This is a genomic window from Marinobacter sp., assembly GCF_041595835.1.
Taxonomy (GTDB): Bacteria; Pseudomonadota; Gammaproteobacteria; order Pseudomonadales; family Oleiphilaceae; genus Marinobacter.
Map to the genome: position 1 here is coordinate 1 of NZ_JBFHJO010000025.1, position 23,863 is coordinate 23,863.

Consider the following 23,863-nt stretch of genomic DNA (forward strand, 5'->3'; position numbering starts at 1 on the left):
GTTATACATACGGCTGATGTCCGCCATATCCGCCAGGAACACCTTCAGGAACTGCTGCTGCCCGGGAATGGAATCCAGAACCGGAATCAGTGTGTAGCGGCGCTTCTCGATGGACTCATAATAATTACCGACCGCCTCTTTGAACTCATCGGTCTTTTCCACCAGGCGCTCAAGGAACGCCGGATCACGGCCCACCTTGTCCGCCAGTGCGGTATAACCTTCAGACCGACCGGCCCAGCGATCAATGGGATTTTCCAGCTTGGTGGACACATCCACCATGGCGCTGAAGGCATCTTCAAACTCGGCCTTGATACTGATGACTTTTTCCAGGGAGGTGGCCTTCACCCGTTCATTGATGCCCTGCCGCTTCGAGGAGATGACACGATAAATGGATGAAAAGGTAACCGCTAATCCGGCAAAAATGATCGAGATGCTGGTGGCAATATCAAAGCCGAATTGTATATCTTTAAAAAACGCAAAATCCATGGACAGGTTTCCCCCGCGGAGCATGGCGACGGCGCCGCCATTAATAAGCCCGCCATGGTACGCACCAGTACTCTGCCAGAGCAAACGATTCGTGAGGATAAGAAAAATATTATCAGCGCCCAGGCCCGGAACAGGCACTCAGCGGCGCAAGTCCCTGGGTATGGGGAAGTCAGGCATTCCCGGTTTGGGGCCACGGCCCTTGCGGAACTGGCGGAGCTGGAACACATAGGCCAGTACCTGGGCTATGGCCATATAAAGACCGTCGGGGATCTCATCCCCCACATCGGCATTATGGTACACCGCCCGGGCCAGGGGCGGTGTCCGCAGCACTTCCACCTTGTGCTCCCGGGCAATTTCCATAATCTTGAAGGCCACTTCATCCGCCCCTTTGGCCACCACCACCGGTGCCGCCATGGAGGTCTGATCATATTTCAGGGCTACCGCAAAGTGAGTGGGGTTAGTGATAACCACATCGGCAGTGGGTACGTCCTGCATCATGCGACGCTGCGCCATTTCCCGTTGCAACTGGCGGATCTTGCCCTTAACCTCCGGCTTACCCTCAGAATCCTTGTACTCATCCTTCACCTCTTGCTTCGTCATCCGAAGCTTTTTCTGGTGATCATAAATCTGGAACGGCACATCGATTATCGCAATAATGATCGTGGCACAAGACAACAAGAAAAAACTCCAGCCCAGAGTCCACAGCACATGTTCCATTGCCGGCACAGTGGGTTCTTCCGCGATACTCAACAAATCGTCCGTGCGCATATTCAAAATCATAATAGCAATGGCCATCACCAACCCCACCTTGGCAATAGCCTTCACCAACTCAATCAGCGAGCGCATTGAAAACATCCGCCCCAGCCCCTTAATCGGGTTCATCCGATTACCTTTAGGGGCAATCGCTTTCGCGCTGAACAATAAACCGCCAATACCAATAGAGCCCGCAATCGCCGCAATCAATATAAGAATCAAAATAGGAGACAGAGCCATTGCAGCTTCCTTGGCGGAAACAATCAACTGAACACTCATGTGGCGAGTATCGAAGATAGCAGCACGTTCAATCACAAAGGAATCATGCATAATCCCCTCAAAAGCCGATGCCAGCGAGGTTCCAAACATCAGCAGCCCCCCAGCACCGGCCAGCAGCACGGCCATGGTCGCCAACTCTTTAGACCGGGCTGTCTGGCCGTCCTCCCTGGCCTTCTCAAGCCTTCGGGGGGTGGGCTCTTCTGTTTTTTCCTGACTGTTATCGTTTTCTTCAGCCATCGTCAGCGGCTCTGCAATTGACGCATGAAATCAAACGTCTCACGAGTGTACTGGTCAAAGTGTGGAAGGAAATTACCGTGCAGCACCCAAATGGCAAACAAACCAAAAATAAGACCAATAGGAAAACCCAGCGCAAAGATGTTCATCTGGGGAGCTGCTCGGGTCATCACGCCAAACGAGATGTTTACAATCAGTACCGCCGTCACCGCTGGCAGAGCTAACAGCATGGCAGAAGCAAACATCCAGCTTATACGATGCGCCAGATCCCATACACCACGCTGCCCTAAGCCCTCCATACCTATTGGCATAGTCCGAAAGCTCTCAATAAAGATCTCAAATGCCACCAGGTGACCATTCATAAGCAAAAACAGCAATGTAATTGTAATCGTGTAGATCTGTGCCAGTACCGGCACATTAACACCATTAGCCGGGTCTACCATCGAGGCAAACCCCAAACCCATCTGCATCGCAATCATCTGGCCAGCTATAACAAATAGTTGCCACAAAGCCGTAAGAGCAAAACCCAGTCCCACACCAATGAGTATCTGTTGCAGCGTGATCACCACGGCATCTGCGCTGAGCGCTTCCACTTTAGGGACGTCAGGAATCATGGGGACGATCAGAATAGTCATTAACAGGGCCAATCCCAAACGGACACGGGCAGGCACCAACTGAGTACCGAAGATGGGGATAACCATCAGAAAACTGGCCAGCCGGAACAGCGGCCAAAGATGCTGTCCGACCCATTGACCAATCAGGTCTGTGCTGAACTCAGCAGGGAACATCCGCTAACCAATCAGGTAAGGAATGCTGGAAATGAGAGCATGCGCGTGGTCCAGCAACTTGGTGAGCATCCACGGACCAGCAGTAATAATGACAATCAAGGTGACCATAAGCCGGGGAAGAAAGCTCAGAGTTTGCTCGTTTATCTGAGTGGCGGCCTGAAAGGTACTCACCACTAAACCAATCACCAGCCCCGGCCCGATGATCACGCCAGCGAACAAAACAATCATCCAAAGTGCTTCACGGATTATATCTATGGCAGTTTGAGGGGTCATATCCGGCCTCCTATATGCCGTAACTGGCGGCAAGGGTACCCATAATCAGAGCCCAGCCATCGACCAGCACGAAGAGCATGATTTTGAACGGCAGAGATATGATAATCGGCGAAAGCATCATCATACCCATCGCCATCAAGACACTGGCCACCACCATATCGAGGATTAAAAACGGAATAAACAGAATAAACCCTATCTGGAATGCGGTTTTCAGCTCACTGGTTACGAAGGCCGGCATCAGCACCCAGAACGAGACTTCCTCTGGCGTTGCATACTCGACTTCAGCCAACCTCATGAACAAGGCCAGATCCGATTCCCGGGTCTGCTCCAGCATAAACTTTCGGAAAGGCTCGCTGGCCAACTTAACCGCTTCCAGGGAGGTCACCTCCTCCTGCAGGTATGGCTGCAACCCGACTTCGTTAGCCTCTTCCAGCACTGGCTTCATGATGAAAATACTGAGGAACAATGCCAGGCCGAGCAAAATCTGGTTAGAAGGTGTAGCCTGAAGCCCAAGAGCCTGCCGCAAGATAGCAAACACCACGATAATGCGGGTGAATGACGTCATCATCATCAGCATCGCCGGCAAGAAGGTAAGCGCCGTCATCAGCGCCAATATCTGCAGGGTTACTGAGTATTCTTCTGTTCCGTTTTCTCCTGGCTGAACCGAAAACGCGGGAATACCGGGCAGATCGGCCATGGCAAGAGCGGGAGTCAGCAATCCTGCGACCAAAGCCAGAGACGGGAGACAAGGTTTCAGAACGGCACTCACCATAACGCTACTCTTTGTGTTCGGAAACTGACGACGATTTACCCATCAGGCTTTGCAGCTTACGAGCAAAGTCACTCGAGGCGGTATTCCTGACATCAACCACGGGCTCATCATAAACCTGAAGCGTTCGTATACTGCCGGGAGTGATGCCAAGCAATATCTGTTGACCTCCTACCTCGACCAACGCTATGCGCTCCCGGGTACCAATGGCCAGCACAGAAACCACACGAATGGCATTATTGTTCATACCCGCCATGCCTGTCATGCGCCGAATCAGCCAGGCACACCCATAGATAACAGCAATCACCGCTACCAGTCCCAATCCAAGGCTGACAACCATACCCAGAGTGTCCGGCGCACTCTGTGAGGTTTCCCCGACTGGTTCTGCGGCCATTTCGGCAAAGGCTGGCACGGTTACCAAGGCTGGCACAAGCCAGCGCAACAAGTAACCCACGCTACTTTTGCAACCGTTTGATACGTTCGCCCGGGCTGATCACGTCGGTCAGCCGAATGCCGAACTTTTCGTTCACCATGACCACTTCCCCATGAGCAATCAGGGTGCCGTTAACCAGGACATCCAGAGGCTCACCTGCCAGACGATCCAGCTCGATTACTGACCCCTGATTAAGCTGTAATAGATTACGAATAGGGATTTGAGTGTTGCCCACTTCCATAGAGATGGTCACAGGGATATCCAGAATAACATCAATATCCGGTGCACCATCGGCGCCTGAATAGCCATCATCTTCTGAAAACTCCTCCATCGGTGCCGTACGCACCGTCTGTGTCGGAGTTTCAGCACCTTGACTGCCTTCAGCTTCAGCCTCGGCCATGGCAGCGGCCCATTCATCCTCTACGGATTCTTCACCTTTCGCATCACCGGATTCGTCCATCGCGGCTTCCCACTCAGCTGCGAGTTTTTCGTCTTCACTGAGCTCCTGCTCACTTTTCTTGTCGTCGTCAGCCATTACGTCCCACCTTCAGTTGTTTCTTCACCTTGGGCAATGAAGCCTTTTCATGAATTCGCAGCGCCAGTTTACCGTCACGGGTTCCCATTGTTGCCTTATAAATGGGAATGCCATTGGCGGTTACCGTCAGATAATCCGAGAGTTCAACCGGTATCACATCACCTGCTTTGAGCTTGGCGAGATCCCGCAGAGAAATTCTACGCTGGCAAACCGTCGTGTTGACCGGCACGCTCACTTCCTTGATGTCTTCCTGAAGTGCATTAACCCAACGTTCATCAATGTCATCAATGTCGCTCTGTACGCCAGCATCCAGCACATCACGGATGGGTTCAATCATGGCGTATGGCAAGGCAAAATGGAGCTCGCCGCCACCACCATCCAATTCAATATGGAAGGTACTGACCACAACCACTTCGCTTGGGCTGACAATGTTGGCCATAGACGGGTTGACTTCAGAGTTCATGTATTCAAAGTCAATATTCAGGACGGCCTGCCAGGCTTCTTTCATATCATGAAACACCTGATTCAGAACCATCTGAACAATCCGGGTTTCTGTCGGTGTAAATTCCCGTCCTTCGATTTTCGCGTGGCGCCCCTCACCCCCAAAAAAGTTATCAACGAGTTTGAACACCAGCTTTGCGTCCAGGACAAACAACGAGGTACCGCGCAAAGGCCTTACCTTGCAAAGGTTTAGACTGGTAGGGACGTACAAAGTATGAATGTACTCGCCAAATTTCATGATCTGCACGCCACCCGTTGAGACGTCAGCATTACGGCGCAGCAAATTAAAAAGGCTAATACGGGTGTAGCGGGCAAACCGCTCGTTAACCATCTCGAGCGTTGGCATCCGGCCGCGGACAATGCGATCCTGGCTTGCAAGGTCGTAGTTTTTTACACCAGAGTCATCGGTTTCATCATAGGTATCGATATCGCCATCATCCACTCCGTGGAGAAGCGCATCTATTTCTTCCTGTGATAATAAATCCTGCATACCTGATCCCGCCCTGAATATGGCCTATTGCACTACAAAGTTCCGGAACAATACCCGAGCAATAGCCGGCTCTCTTTCCTGCTCAAGCACCCGATTGACCGACTCCAGCATTTTTTCGGACAGTGCAACACGCCCTTCCGGTGTCTGTAACTCGACAAAATCACTATGCCCAAGAAGCATAACGAGCTGGCTACGAATCAATGGCATGTGCACCTCCGCTGCGGCCAGAGCCGCCGGCTCTTTTGCCTCGAACGACACATAAATCTGGGCATACCTTTGCCGCCCCTGGGCCTGCACTGTCGTCACCAGAGGTTTTTCAAGATCAATATAGGTGCTTGCCACAAACGCTGGTTCAGATGATTCTGCCTGCGGTTCACCGGCAGTTTCAGGCAAGCCGCTACCCAGGAACCACAGGGTGCCCGCAACCGAGAGACCTATCGCTAACAGGATGATCACTACCATCGTGATAATGAATTTCAGCTTGCCCTTTTTCTCAGGCGCTTGTGCTGTCTTGTTTTCTGCCATGATGTCCGCTTTGTCAGATTTTCGTCACTCTGATGGGTTCAGAGGACGTTTAACAAGGATAATGCAAAGGATGGGCCATAAGCACCATCCCTCCTGTTCAAACAAGCAGTTTAGCGTCGCTCGGAGGGATGGGCAAAGACGTTTCTGGATGATGAGACAATCTACCCCTGATCAAGGGGCGTCACGCAAAAATATCGACCTCGCCTTTCCAGGCAAGATCAAGCTGGCCAGATTGAATTCCCGGCTCTTCCAGCTCATCTGTGGAAAGTCCGTCAGTCGGGCTTCCGAAGCCAGAACCTTCCTCTGAATCCCCCCCCTGAGCACCCGTGTGCTGGCCCGACTGGTCAGATACATCAAACTGGCTCAGCAACAAGCCCTGTTCTCCGAGCATATCCCGCAAACGGTTCGAGTGCAGTTCAAGCTGTTCCCGGACAACCGGGTTGGCAGCATGTACGGTCACCGTGGCCTGATCATTGTGAACTCGCACTTTGACTTCCATAGGTCCCATATCAGGGGGTGTGAGATGTATCTCAGCAACCTGCATATTCCTTGCTGTAAGCCAACTCAGCTTCCCCATCACCTTATCGCCCCACTCTGCCTGACCGACAGGAACATCAACTGTGGTGGAGTATCCTCGCAGTGGCAGAGCAGACTCACCGGCCAGCTTGCCCTGCTGAGCAGCAACATCCAGAGTCGCCTGGAATCGAGAAGATGAGATCAGGCTCGCAGGATCCGCTGGCCTTGTCGTTTCCGCAGTGACGTTAGCGGCCAGCAAATCCGAAAACTGACTGGCTGGATTTAAGGTTACGGTATTACCCGTCTGGCCATTGATACTGCCGGCAAGCAGAGACTTACCTGATAAACCGCCATTTACCACCCCCAGATTAAGAGCACCATCAGGAGCTGAGCCGGTGGATGGCAGCAGGGTCTGAAGGTTGGCAAACGTAAGCGGAACATGCTCATCGCCCGACGTAGTTTGCACCTCTTCATCCGGTTGAGTACTGTTTGCCTCGTGGTTGTTGGTTTCCTGAGATGCTGTATTGCTGGCCGCTGTTTCCTCTGGCTGTTGAGCGTCTCGGGTATCTCGCTTATCACGGATTGACTCTGCCTGATCCTGGCGATCTACACGTTTCTGTTCTAAGCGCCGCTGCTCCAGGCGATTCTGTTCTGAACGGGACACCTGATCAAAGCGACTTTCGCCTTTCTCTGAACTACGGCTGCTACTGCCAGCTTTTGCCCCTGGGACATCCTGTTGCGCACCGGAGGCCGAAGCCTGGGAAAGAATTGTCTGTTGCATGGCAACCTCTTGCCGCTTTATTTACTGGAGTCTCCCATACGGGGAGGCATACTCTGATGTAGCAAAAGCGATGCCAAGCAACCCGTTACTCGTTAAAGTTCTCCAGGCGCCGGGCTACGTCCTGGAACTCTTCCTCAATAGCCTCCAGAACCTCCGGAGCCTTTTCCAACTGTTCATTTTTACCCAGTTTTTCCAACTCAAAACAAAACGCACCCAATCGCGGTGCCCCGATGTTGAAACAGCTCCCCTTGAAACTGTGAGCTGCTTTGGCCAACTGATCAGAATCTGCCGCCGCAAGGGCATCATGCAGCCCATGAATGCGTGTTCTCGAATCGGCAAGATAAGTCTGTATCAACACACTGAACTCATCTTCCATAACATCTTGCAGCTCCGCCAAGGCTTCTTCATCCAGGTGGGGTTTCTCATTCATCACATATCCTCGCGGTTGCTTTCCTTTCCATCTCATGAGCTCTGCAGTCCATGATTCGGAAACTCCCAATCATAGACTATTTCCACACAGTTACCCGCTCCATAGATGTTCAGTTCCTGTGTCATGCGTTTAAGTATTTCCAACCCGCGGCCAGCGTAGCCATTACCCGGCCCGGTTCCTGCCGGTGCCCTGGCTCCCTGACTTTCGGCATCAAAACCCTGCCCGCTGTCTTCGCATCGTATTCTCAATCTGCCTGCATCCGGCCGGGACTCATGGTCCAGGGTAAAACGGATATAGTGCCCTTCCGTTTCGGAAAGTCGCCGTTTGCGCTCTTGATAATAAAGGCTAAAGCCTTTAGCCGAGCTTTTCCATTCAGACGATAACGCCAGCACGCCATGCTCAAGAGCGTTGTTATATAACTCCGACAACAGTGTGTATATTTCTCCACTTTTTCGCCGCAACCCGGGAACCTCCATACAGATGTGCAGCAACAAGGGAAGCGGATTAAAGTCCGCCAACGTGCGCTCTCGAATTTCATACACACAATGCCAGTTGCCCGGGCCAGACAAGGAGGAAGCCGGGGTTTTCTCAAAGATTTCAGGTGCCACACTACCTGTCACCACTTCCAGGCTGCAAAGTGTAATGTCGTCTGCGGGGGCCGGCTGGCCAGTAAATCGCTGAAGGTGTTCCATTAGTGCATCAAAGGGATGCTCTTCAGGCTGTAAGCCTGCCAAAACCCGACGCACACCGGTCTCGCCAAAGGGCGCCCCCTGATCATCGCGAGACTCCGGAAACCCGTCAGTCATCACAACCACCCGGTCTCCTGAAAGTGCATCAAGGATATCCATGGAGGCGACAAACCGATCAGGCGGCAGCACACCCAGCGGCAAATGCCTTGAGGGAATAGCGACCCGATCCCCGTTTTTCCGGACCAGCCAGCCGTCAGGCAGGCCACCATTCCATACACGGATCGCACTTTGTTTACTGTCAGCCTCCAGCAGTACGCCGCAGCAAAACATACCAGTTGGTAAAATGCTGCACAGTTTTCGATTGATTTCACGAAGGATATCGGCCGCACCAAACCCCTTGGCAGCCATCCCATAGAACACCTCCGCGATCGGCATGGCGCCAATCGCGGCGGGCAAACCGTGCCCGGTAAAATCCCCCATAAAAAGGAGTGTGCCACCACCAGGCCGCCGGGAGGCAAACAGCACATCACCATTAAAAACTGAGAGCGGTGATGCGTGATAACGAATGTTTGGTGCATTCAGGCAACCAGTATGTGCCACGTTGTCAAAAACGCGCCGGGCAGCCCTCTGCTCTTCGAGCATACGTTCGTTTTGTCGGCGAATATGATCCCGCTGCTCCGACACTGCCTGATGAAGTGAGCGCATTCGATTGAAAGCGTTGATTTTGGCTTCGAGAATGACCCGATTGTATGGCTTGACCAAGAAGTCATCACCACCGGCGTCCAGGCAACGCGCCTGTTCGGTAGCATTAGATAGTGAGGTGAGAAAGATCAGAGGAATAAACCGGACACCTCCCAAGGCCTTAATTCTGCGAGCGGCTTCCATTCCGTCCATCCGCGGCATCAAAGCATCCAATAGCACAAGGTCAGGCTGAAACTTCACAAAACTCGACACCGCCTCGAGACCGTCAGAGGCCTCCTGAACATGATGCCCTAAACGACGGATCAAAGTGGCGAGTATCATTCGATCGCTATCATTGTCTTCGGCGATCAGAATGTTCAACGGGCGCACCTCAGCAGATACTAAAAAGCTGCTCAAAATTGGAGATGGAGAGAATGCGCCGAACATCGGCATTGCAATTTTCAATGACCACACTGGCGCTGTCACCGCCAGCATGATCCCTTAACAAGAGCAACATACCCAGCGCGGAGCTGTCGAGGTAGGTCGTGCCGGAAAGGTCAATAACGTAACTTTTTACTGAAGGATCACAATGTTCGTAGGCATCTCTGAAGGCTTGGTGAGTACTGAAATCAAAGCGCCCCTGAACCTGAATAACGAGTGTCTGACCGTCTTCACTTAGTCGCGTTTCTATCGGCATACGCGAACCTCTCTGCACTTTTGAATAACGATCATCACGACTCCTTTACCAGCCATTGCCTTATATGGTTAAGGATAGACAAATTCTTGAAAAAAACACCTGTCGCTTAAAACACCGTAAGGCTCTTGCTCTGAATTGTGGTTTCAGCGCTGTCGGCGAGCAAACGCTCTGCCTGCGGCTTCGTCGGCGAGTTTCTGCTCCACTGAATCACGCTCCCGAACTTCTTGTTGCCGGCAAGTTTCTATATATTTTTCCATGCCCCGCTTACGCTCCCACGCCTGCATCCACTCCAGACGACGACTCTCAAACACCTGTTCTGCCTGCTGCAACTGACGCTGCTGCTGGGCAATAACCTGATCAAGCTGACCAATAAACGCTTGCCAGGCCTGTAAACGAGTAACCTCCACCACACCCTGCTGGTTGGCCCGAATCTGATCCCGGTACTCTTGCTGGTAGCGTTCCAGATTCTCTACTTGCTCTTTATGAGCATCCACCTGCTTGCGCGCTTCCCCCAAACGCTCAAGTGCTTCTTGTTCTTTACGCTCTTCCAGAGTCAACACGACTTCCAGGCGTTTTGACCGCAGCATCAGCCTTCTCTCCGGTCAGCGTTGGATCCAGGTACAGCGGTTTTCACACGATCGGGCGATCGACGTTCCGGTACCACTGCCAGCAACTGTTCTATACATTCATTCAGAGGCGCACTCTCTTTGAGCTCCTGCTGGAGGAATTGACGCATATTACCGATGTGCTGGATGGCAAAGTCTGTTTCAGGGTCTGACCCTTTCACATAAGCACCAACACTGATCAGGTCCCGGGCTTGCTGGTAGCGAGAATATACCTGTTTGAAACGCTGAGCTCTTGAAAAATGCTCTGACTGAGTTACCTGAGGCATAACCCGACTGATGGAAGCTTCCACATCAATTGCCGGGTAGTGCCCTTCTTCCGCCAGTCGGCGAGACAACACAATGTGGCCGTCAAGAATCGCCCTGGCCGCATCGGCTATGGGATCCTGCTGGTCATCACCCTCAGTCAACACCGTGTAGAAAGCTGTAATCGAACCGCCTCCCGGCCGGCCATTACCGGTTCGCTCCACCAGTTGAGGTAGTTTTGCAAACACCGAAGGCGGGTAACCTTTGGTCGCTGGAGGCTCACCCACGGCCAAGGCTATTTCCCGCTGCGCCTGTGCGTAACGGGTAAGCGAATCCATCAGCAAGAGAACTCGTTTACCCTGATCTCGGTAATACTCAGCAATTCGCGTGGTCAGCATGGCGGCACGCAACCGCATTAACGGCGAATCATCCGCGGGGGACGCAACAACAACCGAGCGAGCCAGGCCCTCTTCACCCAGGATGTCCTCAATGAACTCTTTGACTTCACGCCCCCGCTCACCAATCAACCCTACAATGGTAATGTCTGCATTAGTAAACCGGGTCATCATGCCCAACAGCATACTTTTACCCACACCACTCCCCGCGAACAACCCTAAACGCTGGCCCTGACCAACCGTAAAGAGTGCATTGATTGCCCGAATACCTACGTCCATTGGTTCTCGGACCGGAGCACGATGAAGCGGGTTAATAATATCGCCAGTCAACTGAACCCGGGCCTCAGCCTGCAATGGCCCCTTATCGTCTAACGCCTCACCTGCACCATTAAGTACTCGGCCAAGCATTTGTGGACCCACGGGCACACGGCTGGCAGCCGATAAGGGGATAACTCTGGCCCCAGGCTTTAAGCCTTCAATGGCGGTGAGCGGCATGAGGTAAACCTTGTCTTCTTCGAAGCCCACCACCTCAGCCTCGACACTACTGCCGCCCTCCCCCTGAATCACACAGCGGTCACCCATAATCATCGGGCACCCCACGCATTCAAGAGTCAGACCGACCATACGGGTGAGCCGACCAGAAAGCTCTGGCTCTGGCTCGGAATGGATAGCATTCTGGAGTTGGCGAAGTCGATCAGCCAGTCGAGAGGTCATCGCCTTCATCCTGTTTACTGTGGTCAGGTTCAGACGCTAAATCAGGGGTTGGGCCGGAATCGCTGAGTACTTCACGGTGAAAGTCGGTCAACTCACCCATTCGAGGGTCTCCACCATCACTTTCCGCATCGTCAGCGCCAGCCAGCTGCTCTTCGAGCATACCCTGAACGACTCGTTGGAATCGTTTTTCAACCGTGTAGTCCACAAGGCTGTGCCGATTTTCCACCTTGCAGCCACCAGGCATAAGGCTGTCGTCTTCGATAATGGATGGAGCTACCTCCAAACGTTCTGCAACTTCCCTGACCGGCTCCAGGTCATCAGGGTGAATATGTATGCGCACATTTTCCGCCGTTGAGGGCAAAGCCTTAAGCGCTTTGCGCACAACATCTCGGATCTGAGAAGAATCGATGCTGAGCTCACGGAAAACCACGGCTCTGGCCAGTACAGTGGTCAGATTAACCAAGGCCGACTCCAGCTCTTCTTCATGACGTTCTATCGGTAATAACAGTTCACCAAGAACCTGATCTAGTCGTGCCATTCTAGTGGTGATATCGCTGCGGGTTTCTTCCGCAGCCTGCTGGCGGCCAAACTCCCGCCCTTCCGCTTCACCAGCAACAAAACCTTCTTTATGACCGTCATCACGGCCCTCACTGAACCCTTCCTGATACCCGGCTTCACGCCCTTCCCGATACCCATCTTCCCGGGCAGCTTCGCGGATCTCTTCCAGATTAGCGGCAGTCAGAGGTTTAACTTCTTCTTCCTCAACCACCGGATTTCCCCGCTCATCAAGCAAGGGAAGTTCCCATCGCTCCCAGGCGGTCATGTCTTTTTTCGGGATAGGCTTGGCGTCCTGATCAGAGTCTTTCATCACATCATTTCTTCACCGGCACCACCCAGCGAAATTTCGCCAGCTTCCGCCATTCGGCGAGCCACAGTGATGATATCTTTCTGGGCTGACTCAACTTCACTGACTTTGACCGGCCCCTTGGCCTCCAGATCATCCTGAAGCAGTTCTGCGGCCCGTTTGGACATATTTTTGAAGATTTTCTCTTTCACTGCTTCATCAGAGCCCTTCAGAGCAACAACCAACACCTCAGAAGAAACTTCTCTGAGCAGGGCCTGAATACCCCGATCGTCGATATCTTTGAGGTTATCGAAAACAAACATAAGATCTTCGATAGTCGTTGCCAGATCCGGGTCCATATCCTTAATGGAATCCATCAAAGAACCTTCAATCGACCGGTCCATAAAGTTCATGATATCCGCGGCCCGTTTCACACCACCAATGCGGCTGGATTGTGCAGCTGATCCGCCCGAAAACTGCTTCTCGAGAATATCGTTAAGTTCCTGCAAAGCTTGAGGCTGAATGCTTTCCAGCGAGGCAACCCGCATCATCACATCAAGGCGAACCCTTGAGTCCAGAGTTGCCAGAATTTCGGCAGCCTGATCCGGGTCCAGGTATGAAATAACGATAGCCTGAATCTGAGGATGTTCATACCGGATAATGTCACCAACAGCCCGAGGCTCCATCCACTTCAGGGTGTCTAATCCGGTGGTGTTGCCTCCGACCAGAATGCGGTCAATAAGGCTGGCAGCTTTGTCATCACCCAATGCCTGAGTCAGCATCGCGCGGATATAATCATCATTACCCACGCCCAGGCCTGTCTGGCCTCCTACCGCCTCAACAAACTGATTCAATACATAGGTTACTTCTTCTTTGCTGACGTCCTGCATCTGGGCCATAGCAACGCCGACACGCTGAACCTCTTTCGGCCCCATATGCTTGAGCACTTCTGCGGCATCGGCCTCACCTAACGACATCAATAAGATGGCGGCCTGCTCTACCCGGGAAATTTTGCGTTGCGGTGCTTTAGGGCCAACCTGCCCCTGCTGGACACTCTGTTCAGTCATCGACGTTCACCCACTGGCGCATAACCTGTGCAACCCTGCTCGGATCTTCTGCAATCAGGCCTTTGAGTGCATTCAATTGTCTATCATAGCTGTCAGGCGCGCCCGGCAAAAGCAATTCATCCTGAGATGCCATGGCATCACGTAAGGCATTGTCACTGTCGATGCCATCAAGCGAGCCGTAGCCATCGCCGTCCGAGCCTTCACCACGCTCCCGGCGACCACCACCAGACAAAGTTTTCAAGGTTGGGCGCAGCAGCCCCAAGACCAGAATAAGAATGACCAACCCGGCTAACACCTGTTTCATCAAGTCCCAGAACCAAGGTTGCTCCCAGAATCCAGGTTCTTCAAATGTGACAACTTCTTCTGGTGCAAAAGCTGTATTCATTACTGTCACACTATCACCCCGGGCCGCCGAGTAGCCTACGGCATCCCGCACAAGCATACCAAGACGCTGCAATTCCGCTTCCGGCCAAGGCTGATAAGTAACTTCGCCTGTTTCAGGGTTTATAACTTTCATATCATCCACCGCCAGAGCCACGGTGACACGCTTAATAGCACCCAACTCCTGACGGGTATAGCTAACCGTTCGGTCAATCTCATAATTACGGGTGGATTCCGTGCGTACATTCACCGGTGGTGCAGCGGGCGCGCCATCTTCACCTTCGCCTGCATTCACAACCTCTGGTACTGTCACCTGCCCTGGAGGCTGATTAGACAGCGCACCAGGTACACCGGACATCGCGTTACCTGCACCCCGCTGCTCAGAAAACTCTCGCTCGCTACGGATAGCTTGCTGTTCGGGGTTGTACAATTCTTCAGCACGTTCAACCGCCGAAAAATCCAGATCTGCAGAAACTTCTGCACGATAGCGGCCGTCACCGACGATCGGGGATATCAAAGAAGCCACACGGCGGGTCAAACGCTCTTCAACCCGACTGGTATATTCATACTGATCTTTCATACGATCAGTGTCTGCCTTGACTTCATCGCCGGTTAGCAGATTGCCATTTTGATCAACAACCGTTACCTGATCACGATTCATCATCGGAATACTACCGGCAACCAGGTTCACAATAGCGCGAATCTGCTCCTGTTCAGGCCGTCGACCGGCGAAGACTTCAAGAAAAATAGACGCGGTTGGTTCACGGGCATCCCGGATAAAGACGGAACGCTCCGGGATCGCCAAATGGACACGAGCATTTCTGACACCTCGCATGCTTGCAATCGTACGAGCCAGCTCACCTTCCAGACCACGGCGATAGCTAATGGTTTCCATGAACTGGGAAGTGCCCAGACCACGATCCTGATCGAGAAGTTCATAGCCGATAGTTTTACGGTCCGTGACACCTTCAGCCGCCAGTTTCAGGCGTGCATTGTATACCTGTTCAGAGGGCACCAGCAGTGCACCGGTGCGGGGGTCCATCTTATAATCGATACCGTTGCTTTCAAGAATGGTGGTAACGTCTTGCGGATTGTAAGCCGACAGATCCCCCACTACCGGTTGGTAGTTTGGTTCCTGCGCCCAAAGAACCACGGCTACGCCAAGCGCCACACTGGCCGCCAGACCCACCATCAGCCCTACCTGACGCAGCAGGTTTAGACGATTGAACCCCAGCATCAGATTACTACTGCTTTCGGATGCGCCCGAATCCTGGGTTGCCGGCAGGTCAGGCGCTGTACTTTCTGCGGGTAAGCTTGCCATGCTACTGCTCCGTTATCAGATCGGCATATTCATAATGTCTTCGTAAGCTCTGACCACACGGTTACGCACCTGGGTCAACGCCTCAAACGACACAGTCGATTTCTGGGCTGCAATCATCACCCGCGTGATATCCACATTGGGGTCTCCCATTTCGTAGGCCGTGCGCAGCTCATTGGCCTGGCTCTGCACTTCATTCACGCTGTTGACGGCCTTACCCAGCATATCGTTAAAACTGGGTACATCCTTGGTTTCCTGAACAGGGCGCGGGCCATCCATGCGACCACGCACAGACTGATCCTGCTCGATACGCTGATTCTGCATCATCTGGGATCGCAGATTCCGAATCTCGGACAGAACACTATTGATGTCGGCACGCTGAACCATTTTACTCTCCCGGCTACCCCATAAAGGGGGTATCAGTTGTTCGCTCTATAGAACAGATAAAGCAAACCTCAGGCCAAAACCACTTTTACCTTATATTTCAATGTGTTAGCACTATTGAAAGACAACGAAGACAAACTTTTGACGGATATAAACCAGGAATTTAAAGAGGTTCGCTGAAGCGGACAAAAAATCGGCACCCATTAAGGGTGCCTGAAGGAGTTAACGCAGAGGAAACGAGAAAAGCACTCAGGCGACGGCCAGCTCAGCATCCAGATCAATACCGGCATCGCGCATTTGTGCCAATTTATAACGCAATGTTCGCGGGCTAATACCCAGTTGTTCCGCAGCGCGATTACGACGCCCGCCCTCCTTTTTCAGAGTTTGAATAATTATACGGAATTCCTGCTGGCGCAGATCATCACCTAAAGAACCAGCAACATCGCTGGACGGCTCTTCAGCCTCAGACAAAACCTCTTCAACCACTGACTCCCCTGAGAAATCGGAGTGCACGCCCAATTCGGGGGCTGGCGCAACCGGTTGAGCGAACTCGCCAGCACCAGTGATCCCCATCTCCAGACACAGATCACCAGCATGAATCACATTACCCTGATGCAGCACTAAAGCTCTCTGAAGCGCATTGTCCAGCTCACGCACGTTACCGGGCCAGCTATAGCTTGTCAGGGCTTTACGCGCATCTTCAGCCAGACTGATGCCCGTGAGCTTCATCTTCCTACAATGTTTTTTCAGCAACGATTTCGCTAGCGGCATAATGTCCAGTGGGCGCTCACGCAGCGGCTGCCAGCGCATGGGGAACACCGTCAAGCGGTAATACAGATCTTCCCGGAACTTACCTTCACGTACGTAATCGGCAAGATCACGGTTCGTTGTAGCCAACACCCTGACATCAAGTGCAATGGTCTTACGGCCACCCACTCGCTCCACCTCACGCTCCTGCAAAACCCGAAGCAACTTAGACTGCAGCCCGAGATCCATTTCTGAAATCTCATCCAGTAAGATAGTACCGCCATTAGCCTGCTCGAACTTACCCGGTGACGTGGCAACCGCTCCGGTAAATGCCCCCTTCTCATGACCAAACAAGATGGCTTCCAACATATTTTCCGGAATGGCCGCGCAGTTGATGGCCACGAACGGTTTATCAGCCCTGGGAGACTGCTCATGGATAAAGCGTGCCAAAACCTCTTTACCAGTCCCACTCTCCCCGGAAATCATTACGGTAGAGTCGCTGGCGGCTACTTTTGTAGCCAACTGGAACATACGTTTACTGATGGGATCTTCCGCTACAGGCTGATCTGCTGAGCCCTGACGCGCCCCACCAACCACTTTACTGACAGCTTCCACCAGAACCTGGGGCTCAAACGGCTTAACCAGATAATCAATGGCGCCAGACTGCATGGCAGAGACAGCATGACTGATCTGCCCATAGGCGGTGATCAGCATCATTGGAAGGCCCGGATAAATCCGCTGCACTTCGCTCAGCAACTCATGGCCAGAAAGGCCCGGCATATTGACATCACTGATCACCATATCGACAGGGTTTCGCGCCAGACTGGCCAAGGCTTCATCGGCATTTGCCGCTTCACAAACCCGAAACCTTGCCAGCTCAAGCGTTGTGACCAAAGCTTCCCTCAGGTCCTGGTCATCTTCTACTATCAGAATCTGGGCCTTAGCCATGGTTTATACCTCCACCTGTTTTTCTGACTGGCAGGCAAGAGTGGGCAACCGCATCACGGCCTCGGCACCACACTGCCCGGCAGACTGAATCGAAAACTCGCCCCGATGAGCCTTCACCACCGCTTGAACCACAGCCAAACCCAAGCCGGTTCCATGCGATTTGGTGGTGTAGAACGCCTCCATAATTTTGCCCGCCTGGCCCGACTCGAAACCAGGACCATTATCCAGAACGCGAATTTCGAGCCCACTTCTGGAAGCGACTATGTTCAAGCTAACCTCCGTGGCGCCAGCCTCCAAACTGTTATTCACCAGGTTTGTGCAGGCACCAACCAACGCGTCGCGGTTACACATCAGACCACAAGGTTCGGCGACCGAGTTGTTCACAGAAACAGCTGTGCCCGGAGCCAGCTTCAAATCATCAACAGCAGATTCGAGAGCAACAACCAACTTATCTACAGACAACTCCTCCGCCAGCCGGGTTTCGCCCCGGGCAAAAATCAGCATATCCCGAACCTGCTGCTCAAGGTGACTCAAACGGGACATCAGGCGCGATGCACAACGCTGACGCAACTCTTCATCAAGGTCAGACTGGCTAAGATGGCCGCCATACAAAATGGCTGCGGAAAGTGGTGTGCGAATTTGGTGAGCCAGTGATGCAACCATCTTACCCATCGCAGAAAGGCGCTGAGCATGCGCAAGCTGTGACTGCAATTGGCGCGTCTCGGTAAGATCGGTCAGCAGAATAAGTTGGCCTGGCTGATTTTCCATGGTCCTTATTTCAATGCTGACCCGACGACCATCTTTCAGAGAAACTTCGTGGCCATCATCACTACGAGGTGAGAAGCAGCGTTTGATCACATCAATCCAGCGTTCACCTTCCAGCGGCTCGCCCAATAGCGCAAGTGCTGCCGGATTGCACTGACTTACAACGCCACGCTCGTCCAGAACCACAACACCCGCAGGCAAGGCCTTCAAGAGCGTGGACAAACGGTCTGCCAGCTGTTCTTTTTCTTCCAGCTCTTGCTGCCGCTGACGAGATTCATGGGAAAGCTCGCCAGACAACTGATTCACTCTGGACTCAAGCGTTCGATAAGAGTCGGTAATCTGGCGCGACATCCGGTTGAACAGCTCCAGCGCCGAGTCGACAGCTTCATCGTCTTGCTGTGGAAACAGCGCCGTTACCTTGTCATTAGCATCAGCGGCAGCATTAACGCCTATGGCAGCATGGTTGGCATGCTGCTGCTCCAGAACAAATTGTACCTGACTCATAACCTTCCCCCTGAGACCGGTTCACATGAACCAGACCACTCGGATGTTTCGTTTGGAATCAGTTAAGCCAAGACTATGCCAGGTTTGATTTTTCGTTATATTTCAACAAGGAAGGGAAAACAAAAAAGAGAATATGACGACTTTCCGTCAGATATTCATGAGTGCGGCGCCAACAGGTTACAATCCTTTGACGCCGCTTTAAGGAAGGAATCAAGTTTCTTCTGCGCCGTCCCGAAGACCGTATTTGCGAACTTTTTCCACCAGGGTAGTCCGGCGAATACGAAGTTTCTCAGCAGCTCTGGCCACCACCCCGGAAGCCTCATCCAAAGCCTGCTGGATAAGCTGACGCTCCAGATTAGACAAGTAATCCTTAAGATCAATCCCATTAACCGGAAGCAAGGCTGGGGAGTCCAGACCGACCAATCCCGGGATGGCCGAAGGCATACCTGTATCTTCAACCGGCCGGTTTTCATCATAATCATCCACGTATCGGAACTTCTTCGGAAGCTCCTGCACACCAATCACTCCATAAGGGTGCATAATGGCCAGCCGCTCTACCAGGTTCGCCAACTCCCTGACGTTGCCAGGCCAGTCGTGTCGGCACAAGCTCATGATTGCGGCCGAATTCATTCTCAGAGAGCCACGTTTCTCCTTTTCCATTCTGGAGATCAACTCATTAATGAGCAGCGGAAGATCTTCCACCCGCTCACGCAACGCAGGCATTTCAATGGGGAATACGTTCAGGCGATAGTAAAGGTCTTCCCGAAAATCTCCGGCTTCTATCATGCTTTCAAGATTTTTGTGCGTGGCCGCAATGATACGGACATCCGCGGATTGAGTGCGATTGCTACCTACACGTTCAAATGTTCGCTCTTGCAGAACTCTCAGGATCTTAACCTGCATATTCAGCGGCATGTCACCAATTTCATCCAGAAACAGCGTGCCACCTTCAGCCAATTCGAAACGGCCGACCCTTGCTGTAATCGCTCCGGTAAACGCGCCTTTTTCGTGACCAAACAGTTCACTTTCCAAAAGTTCCGCAGGGATCGCGCCACAGTTCACCGGAACAAATGGTTTATCCCGACGAGTCGAGTGATAGTGCAGGTTGCGGGCGACAACTTCTTTACCTGTACCAGATTCACCCGTGATGAGAACACTGACATCTTTATCTGCAACCTGCTCCATCAATTGACGAACCTGCTGCACTCTCCGACTGGTCCCTACCAGGCTGCGGAAGAGCTGAACCCCCCGTTGCTGGCCTCTTTCCTGGGTACGACTGAATTGGTCACGGTAAATTTGGGCGCGATACAGCGAATCGACAAATTTCGTATAGTTAAGAGGCCACTCCATGCGAGCGATGATCCGGGAGGCATGGCTGTCAGCAAGACTCGAGGTGTCCATGTCGCCCACCAACAGGATGGGCAATCCAGGAGCCGAATCACAAACAGCGGTGATGGCGGCCTTTGCTCCAGGATCTTCACCGTGCACAAACACGACCGACGCACTGTCTATTTCGTCTGCATCGCCACGTTCCAAAAGCGCCAGCGCTTCGTCACCCGCCAACACCTGATCTTCACCGACAAACTCCAGAATAGTAACCAAATCACGGCGCCGTGTTTCATCTTCACTAAGCACCAGCACTTTGTTATTTTTCGACATGCACAGAAATCTCTGTCGGGGATTTGAGCGGTATTTAAGACTGTCCGGGGCCGGTAGTCAATTTTATGACGCCATTTTCAAGAGATAGATATACCATCATGACGTTATTTCGATCGATTAGAGGAAATGTTTGCGTAAGCCTGGGCCGCATTGCGGTTCTTATTGACACCTTGCAATGACTCCCTGGCCTCCTCTCTCGCTCGCGTAGCACCCTGCTCTGCAGCCAGCACAAATTGATTCAGGGACTCAAGGCGTTGCTTCACCAGGTTCGGCGACACATCTCCACGCTCCATCGCATCCATCAAGGGGCTCACCGTCTGCTTTACTTTCTGACTCAGCTCCGCAAGAGCATCCCAGTCTTTAGAGTTCAACGCCTCTTGCAACTGAACATGCAGCTGATCAACGTTTGCCAAAAGGAAATCGGGGTTAACCATCCAGCTGTCTCCTGTAACGTGTATAAAAACTGCGGCCTGGCAACCCCTTTAACGGAGCCGCTGCACGAGTATGCAGCGGCTTGATGGAAATTACCGACGAGCAGCCCGGCGGGCTGCAGATGCAGTAAACTCGTTGCCACGGTAGCCGGGTGCAAAATCATAAGCCGGATAGCCATCATCCAGACCATCAATGTAATAACGTTGAGCCTTTAGATCGTACGTCATTTCCATGGTAGTCCAGAACACTGGCACACTGTAGTAGCTTATATTGTGGGCTTCGGAAACCCGCCAAAGCTCACCCGCTTCATCGTATTCCTCAGATACAACCACCTGCCAACTGTCTTCGTCGATATAGAAAACCCGACGATCATAAATATGGCTGATCCCCGTGCGACGTTTAGCTTCTACCACCCATACACGGTGCAGCTCATAACGTGTCAGTTCTTGGTTGATGTGGTTCGCACGAATGACATCTCCCGGCCGCACATCGCTATCATGTAGCAGGTAAGCATTGTATGGAACCAAAACTTCACGCTTCCCTTTAAGCTCCCAGTCGTACTGATTCGGCGCACCGTTATACATATCCTTCTGGTCAACAGAACGTAAAGAGGACGAGTTCGGAAGATCCGTCTCATAGGCTAGGTTAGGTGAACGACGCAAGCGACGTGAACCCGCATCGTAACGCCAGGCCATACGAGGTGACCGAATCTGATCCAGCGTTTCATGGACCAGTGTAATGGTGCCGGCCAGCGTACTCGGCTCCAATGTATCGGTCTTCAGGTAAAAAATCTTGTTATCAATTTCTTCAAGATCGGCATCTGGCCGGCTGTATGAAAAGAAATAGTCATACTGATTAACAACCGAGTTGAAACTGCCATCCCGTTGTGGCGTTGCAGATCCACTGCGGAAAGACACTTCTTCACCCCGGTAACGAAGAATATGGTTCCAGATAGCTTCAAGACCATTTTTCGGGATGGGGAAAGGGCTGGTCGTAATGGTGTTACGCACGCCATTTCCGTTATCCAGCAGCTCTGCTGTCAGGGCATTATCGTAAAATTTTTCGTATATAGCTTCTGGGAAGGCCGCTGTCCGGCGGGTTTGATAGACCGGCATGAAAAACTCAGGGCCATACTGTTTGAGCATTTTGATATGGCCATCGGTCAACTTGTCGCGGTACAGCTCCAGGTTATCCTGGGTGACGATAAACAGTGCTTTATCGTCCGGAAACGGATCAATTTCAATGGTCCCTTCACGCCAGTTTTCTGGTGGCGTTGACAGACCTCCCTGCCATTCCGGAATGGTACCCGCTGCATTCCCCGCTCTCTCGGCACCTACAGGCGTCAAGTCGGCCTTCAACCGGGCCGCTTCAGCGGGAGTAACATTAGCCCATACCGAACCAGAAACGCCCAGAGCCACGGCTATCACGGCCGTAAATAAACGGTTTCGCATCCCTTTAACCTCCAACAAGTGTCGCATAGGTGCTTGAAAAGCACCTAAAGTATGACATTTTGGCTAAATTCAAACGACCGTTTCAAGTGAATGTTTGTAGTTTCTTGTGACCGAGATTCCAGTTAAAGCAGGAAGAAACGCAGAACTAAAAATGATAGAGTGTTCCGCTTAATTTTTTCTAGGCTCTATTCCTGTGCAGGTGGATAATGGCGTCACAATGGTACTCTCTGGCTTCACAGAAGCTATATCTGGCTCAAATACTGTTGGCTCAGCTCGGCCAGGCCAATCAGATAGCCAAAGCTGGCCAGAGCGTGGCACTGAGAGAAGCATTGACCCAGGGAATCGCGGAACTATTACTACGAGCCAGGGCTACACTGCTGACCATGATCGCCCGTTATCATCAGCAAAAACACGCAGAACCCCGCTCCTTAGAAGAACTTAAAGCTCTGCTTCCCTACGATACTCAGGAAATTGACAACCTTGAAGCTCTCGCTGCAGACATGAATAGCTGGTGGTATCACCTGGAACAGCTTGAAAAAGCAATGAAGCAACCGCCCGTGCCAAAAAAGACAGTTTCAGCGGAAAACATTATCGCTGTTTCGTCAGAGCAAGTGACAGACCGGTCACCAGAAAGCCTTGAAAAAACTCTGACAGCCATGATCGAGTTTACCCGTGCACTGGAAGAGCGGCAGAGCGAGTGGTAACAGCCACAACGCCCCGTTAACTGAAACAAGCCCACGAACAAACCGCACCAAGATAAAGGCCCAAAGAATGTCACCATCGTTTTTCGAGATTGTTCAGCTTTCTAATGGCGACTATGCGTTGCGTCGCATAGATGATGATACTGCACCCCTGGTTCGCATTTCATTCTCGCAGGAGGCCAGGGAAATGATGGCAGGCAGAGACATGAATATAGCCAAGGCTATGATTGCTGCAGGAATAGAGGCCGTAGGCACCGTTGCCCATGATATCGACTGGGATGACGAGGAAGGCGAGATGGGCAATTCCCAGCCCCGCCATACTCTGCACTAACCACGTTCACCTCTGGCGCAGAACAACTCCGTGACTATTGCCCTGGGCAGATGCTTTTTGAAGAGACTCAAAAGCGGAGCGCGCCAGCTTGTTTGTCCACAGCACAACAGCATGGCAAGTTCCAGCGCCGAGTGCCAATTCAGCAAGCTGCTGTGCAGGGATATCCGGGGTTGAGCGCAGCACCAGAATCTCACCGGTAACGATACCGTGCATTTTCTGCCACTTACAGACCAGCGAATGGGGCGGGTCTATCCAAGCCAGCCAGCGCTTTTCCTGGTTGAGCTGGGTCAGCATCGGCAGTAGCATCTGAAAATTCTCTACCTGCCCTTCCGGCAAAATGATCTCGGTGACATTACCCCGAAAATCAACCGGCTTTGGCGATGAACAACGGTGTTCTGCCAGCCTGTGGTCATATGAGGCAGCATGTGCCGAGGCAACCGCCGCCGGTTGAAACGCCATATTATGATTGAAGCTCAACTGTTCCATCACTCAC

General features: G+C 52.4%; 27 protein-coding genes. 2 read left to right on the forward strand and 25 right to left on the reverse strand.

What is annotated here, in order from left to right; all coding sequences use genetic code 11:
* From ABYA77_RS09530 to ABYA77_RS09645, 24 genes are all read right to left on the reverse strand, one after another.
* Positions 1-486 (reverse strand): hypothetical protein (locus ABYA77_RS09530; protein WP_372965729.1); only part of this gene is annotated, 486 nt, incomplete at its 3' end.
* Positions 487-624: 138 nt separating this feature from the next.
* Positions 625-1,755 (reverse strand): flagellar biosynthesis protein FlhB, encoded by a 1,131-nt coding sequence (flhB, locus tag ABYA77_RS09535; protein ID WP_372965730.1) that lies wholly within the window; start codon positions 1,753-1,755, stop codon positions 625-627.
* Positions 1,756-1,757: 2 nt separating this feature from the next.
* Positions 1,758-2,540, reverse strand: a complete 783-nt coding sequence (gene fliR / locus ABYA77_RS09540; protein ID WP_372965731.1) for a flagellar biosynthetic protein FliR — start codon at positions 2,538-2,540, stop codon at positions 1,758-1,760.
* A 3-nt stretch (positions 2,541-2,543) separates the two neighbouring features.
* Entirely contained in the window at positions 2,544-2,813 is a 270-nt protein-coding gene (fliQ, locus tag ABYA77_RS09545) for a flagellar biosynthesis protein FliQ (protein ID WP_372965732.1), read from the reverse strand.
* A 10-nt stretch (positions 2,814-2,823) separates the two neighbouring features.
* The gene (gene fliP / locus ABYA77_RS09550) at positions 2,824-3,585 is read right to left on the reverse strand and encodes a flagellar type III secretion system pore protein FliP (protein WP_372965733.1); all 762 of its coding nucleotides are present in this window, start codon (positions 3,583-3,585) and stop codon (positions 2,824-2,826) included.
* A 4-nt stretch (positions 3,586-3,589) separates the two neighbouring features.
* The gene (gene fliO, locus ABYA77_RS09555) at positions 3,590-3,976 is read right to left on the reverse strand and encodes a flagellar biosynthetic protein FliO (protein ID WP_372965766.1); all 387 of its coding nucleotides are present in this window, start codon (positions 3,974-3,976) and stop codon (positions 3,590-3,592) included.
* Positions 3,977-4,037: 61 nt separating this feature from the next.
* Positions 4,038-4,550, reverse strand: a complete 513-nt coding sequence (fliN, locus tag ABYA77_RS09560; protein WP_372965734.1) for a flagellar motor switch protein FliN — start codon at positions 4,548-4,550, stop codon at positions 4,038-4,040.
* Entirely contained in the window at positions 4,543-5,541 is a 999-nt protein-coding gene (fliM, locus tag ABYA77_RS09565) for a flagellar motor switch protein FliM (protein WP_372965735.1), read from the reverse strand. The genes fliN and fliM overlap by 8 nt, the downstream gene beginning before the upstream one ends.
* A gap of 24 nt (positions 5,542-5,565) precedes the next feature.
* Positions 5,566-6,066, reverse strand: a complete 501-nt coding sequence (locus ABYA77_RS09570) for a flagellar basal body-associated FliL family protein (RefSeq protein ID WP_372965736.1) — start codon at positions 6,064-6,066, stop codon at positions 5,566-5,568.
* Positions 6,067-6,247: 181 nt separating this feature from the next.
* Positions 6,248-7,363: a flagellar hook-length control protein FliK gene (locus tag ABYA77_RS09575; RefSeq protein ID WP_372965737.1), complete on the reverse strand. Its 1,116-nt coding sequence runs from the start codon at positions 7,361-7,363 to the stop codon at positions 6,248-6,250.
* A gap of 85 nt (positions 7,364-7,448) precedes the next feature.
* Positions 7,449-7,793 carry an Hpt domain-containing protein gene (locus tag ABYA77_RS09580; RefSeq protein WP_372965738.1) on the reverse strand — a complete coding sequence of 115 codons (345 nt, stop codon included), beginning with the start codon at positions 7,791-7,793 and terminating at the stop codon, positions 7,449-7,451.
* Positions 7,794-7,825: 32 nt separating this feature from the next.
* Positions 7,826-9,553 carry a SpoIIE family protein phosphatase gene (locus tag ABYA77_RS09585; protein ID WP_372965739.1) on the reverse strand — a complete coding sequence of 576 codons (1,728 nt, stop codon included), beginning with the start codon at positions 9,551-9,553 and terminating at the stop codon, positions 7,826-7,828.
* 1 nt (position 9,554) lies between these two features.
* Positions 9,555-9,860: an STAS domain-containing protein gene (locus tag ABYA77_RS09590; protein ID WP_372965740.1), complete on the reverse strand. Its 306-nt coding sequence runs from the start codon at positions 9,858-9,860 to the stop codon at positions 9,555-9,557.
* 143 nt (positions 9,861-10,003) lie between these two features.
* Entirely contained in the window at positions 10,004-10,447 is a 444-nt protein-coding gene (gene fliJ / locus ABYA77_RS09595) for a flagellar export protein FliJ (RefSeq protein WP_372965741.1), read from the reverse strand.
* The gene (gene fliI, locus ABYA77_RS09600) at positions 10,447-11,847 is read right to left on the reverse strand and encodes a flagellar protein export ATPase FliI (protein ID WP_372965742.1); all 1,401 of its coding nucleotides are present in this window, start codon (positions 11,845-11,847) and stop codon (positions 10,447-10,449) included. Before fliI ends, fliJ begins: the two co-directional genes overlap by 1 nt.
* Complete coding sequence (locus ABYA77_RS09605) at positions 11,819-12,706, reverse strand: flagellar assembly protein FliH (protein ID WP_372965743.1); 888 nt, start codon at positions 12,704-12,706, stop codon at positions 11,819-11,821. The genes fliI and ABYA77_RS09605 overlap by 29 nt, the downstream gene beginning before the upstream one ends.
* The gene (fliG, locus tag ABYA77_RS09610) at positions 12,706-13,749 is read right to left on the reverse strand and encodes a flagellar motor switch protein FliG (protein WP_372965744.1); all 1,044 of its coding nucleotides are present in this window, start codon (positions 13,747-13,749) and stop codon (positions 12,706-12,708) included. Before fliG ends, ABYA77_RS09605 begins: the two co-directional genes overlap by 1 nt.
* Positions 13,742-15,451 (reverse strand): flagellar basal-body MS-ring/collar protein FliF, encoded by a 1,710-nt coding sequence (fliF, locus tag ABYA77_RS09615; RefSeq protein WP_372965745.1) that lies wholly within the window; start codon positions 15,449-15,451, stop codon positions 13,742-13,744. Before fliF ends, fliG begins: the two co-directional genes overlap by 8 nt.
* Before the next feature lie 15 nt (positions 15,452-15,466).
* Positions 15,467-15,835 (reverse strand): flagellar hook-basal body complex protein FliE, encoded by a 369-nt coding sequence (gene fliE / locus ABYA77_RS09620; protein ID WP_372965746.1) that lies wholly within the window; start codon positions 15,833-15,835, stop codon positions 15,467-15,469.
* A gap of 246 nt (positions 15,836-16,081) precedes the next feature.
* A complete protein-coding gene (locus ABYA77_RS09625) occupies positions 16,082-17,527 on the reverse strand; it encodes a sigma-54-dependent transcriptional regulator (protein WP_372965747.1) in 1,446 nt (481 codons plus the stop codon).
* 3 nt (positions 17,528-17,530) lie between these two features.
* Entirely contained in the window at positions 17,531-18,796 is a 1,266-nt protein-coding gene (locus tag ABYA77_RS09630; protein WP_372965748.1) for a PAS domain-containing sensor histidine kinase, read from the reverse strand.
* Between the two features lie 210 nt (positions 18,797-19,006).
* Positions 19,007-20,455 carry a sigma-54 dependent transcriptional regulator gene (locus ABYA77_RS09635; RefSeq protein WP_372965749.1) on the reverse strand — a complete coding sequence of 483 codons (1,449 nt, stop codon included), beginning with the start codon at positions 20,453-20,455 and terminating at the stop codon, positions 19,007-19,009.
* A gap of 104 nt (positions 20,456-20,559) precedes the next feature.
* Entirely contained in the window at positions 20,560-20,889 is a 330-nt protein-coding gene (locus ABYA77_RS09640; protein WP_372965750.1) for an SOS cell division inhibitor, read from the reverse strand.
* A gap of 90 nt (positions 20,890-20,979) precedes the next feature.
* Positions 20,980-22,338 carry a DUF1329 domain-containing protein gene (locus tag ABYA77_RS09645; protein WP_372965751.1) on the reverse strand — a complete coding sequence of 453 codons (1,359 nt, stop codon included), beginning with the start codon at positions 22,336-22,338 and terminating at the stop codon, positions 20,980-20,982.
* A gap of 206 nt (positions 22,339-22,544) precedes the next feature.
* Between ABYA77_RS09645 and ABYA77_RS09650 the strand changes: the two genes are divergently transcribed.
* Together ABYA77_RS09650 and ABYA77_RS09655 are read left to right on the forward strand one after the other, a co-directional pair.
* The gene (locus ABYA77_RS09650) at positions 22,545-23,042 is read left to right on the forward strand and encodes a DUF6586 family protein (protein WP_372965752.1); all 498 of its coding nucleotides are present in this window, start codon (positions 22,545-22,547) and stop codon (positions 23,040-23,042) included.
* Between the two features lie 67 nt (positions 23,043-23,109).
* Positions 23,110-23,370 carry a hypothetical protein gene (locus ABYA77_RS09655; RefSeq protein WP_372965753.1) on the forward strand — a complete coding sequence of 87 codons (261 nt, stop codon included), beginning with the start codon at positions 23,110-23,112 and terminating at the stop codon, positions 23,368-23,370.
* Between the two features lie 6 nt (positions 23,371-23,376).
* Here the strand turns inward: ABYA77_RS09655 and ABYA77_RS09660 are convergent, their stop codons facing one another.
* Positions 23,377-23,856 carry a cell division inhibitor SulA gene (locus ABYA77_RS09660; RefSeq protein WP_372965754.1) on the reverse strand — a complete coding sequence of 160 codons (480 nt, stop codon included), beginning with the start codon at positions 23,854-23,856 and terminating at the stop codon, positions 23,377-23,379.
* Between the last annotated feature and the right edge of the window lie 7 nt (positions 23,857-23,863).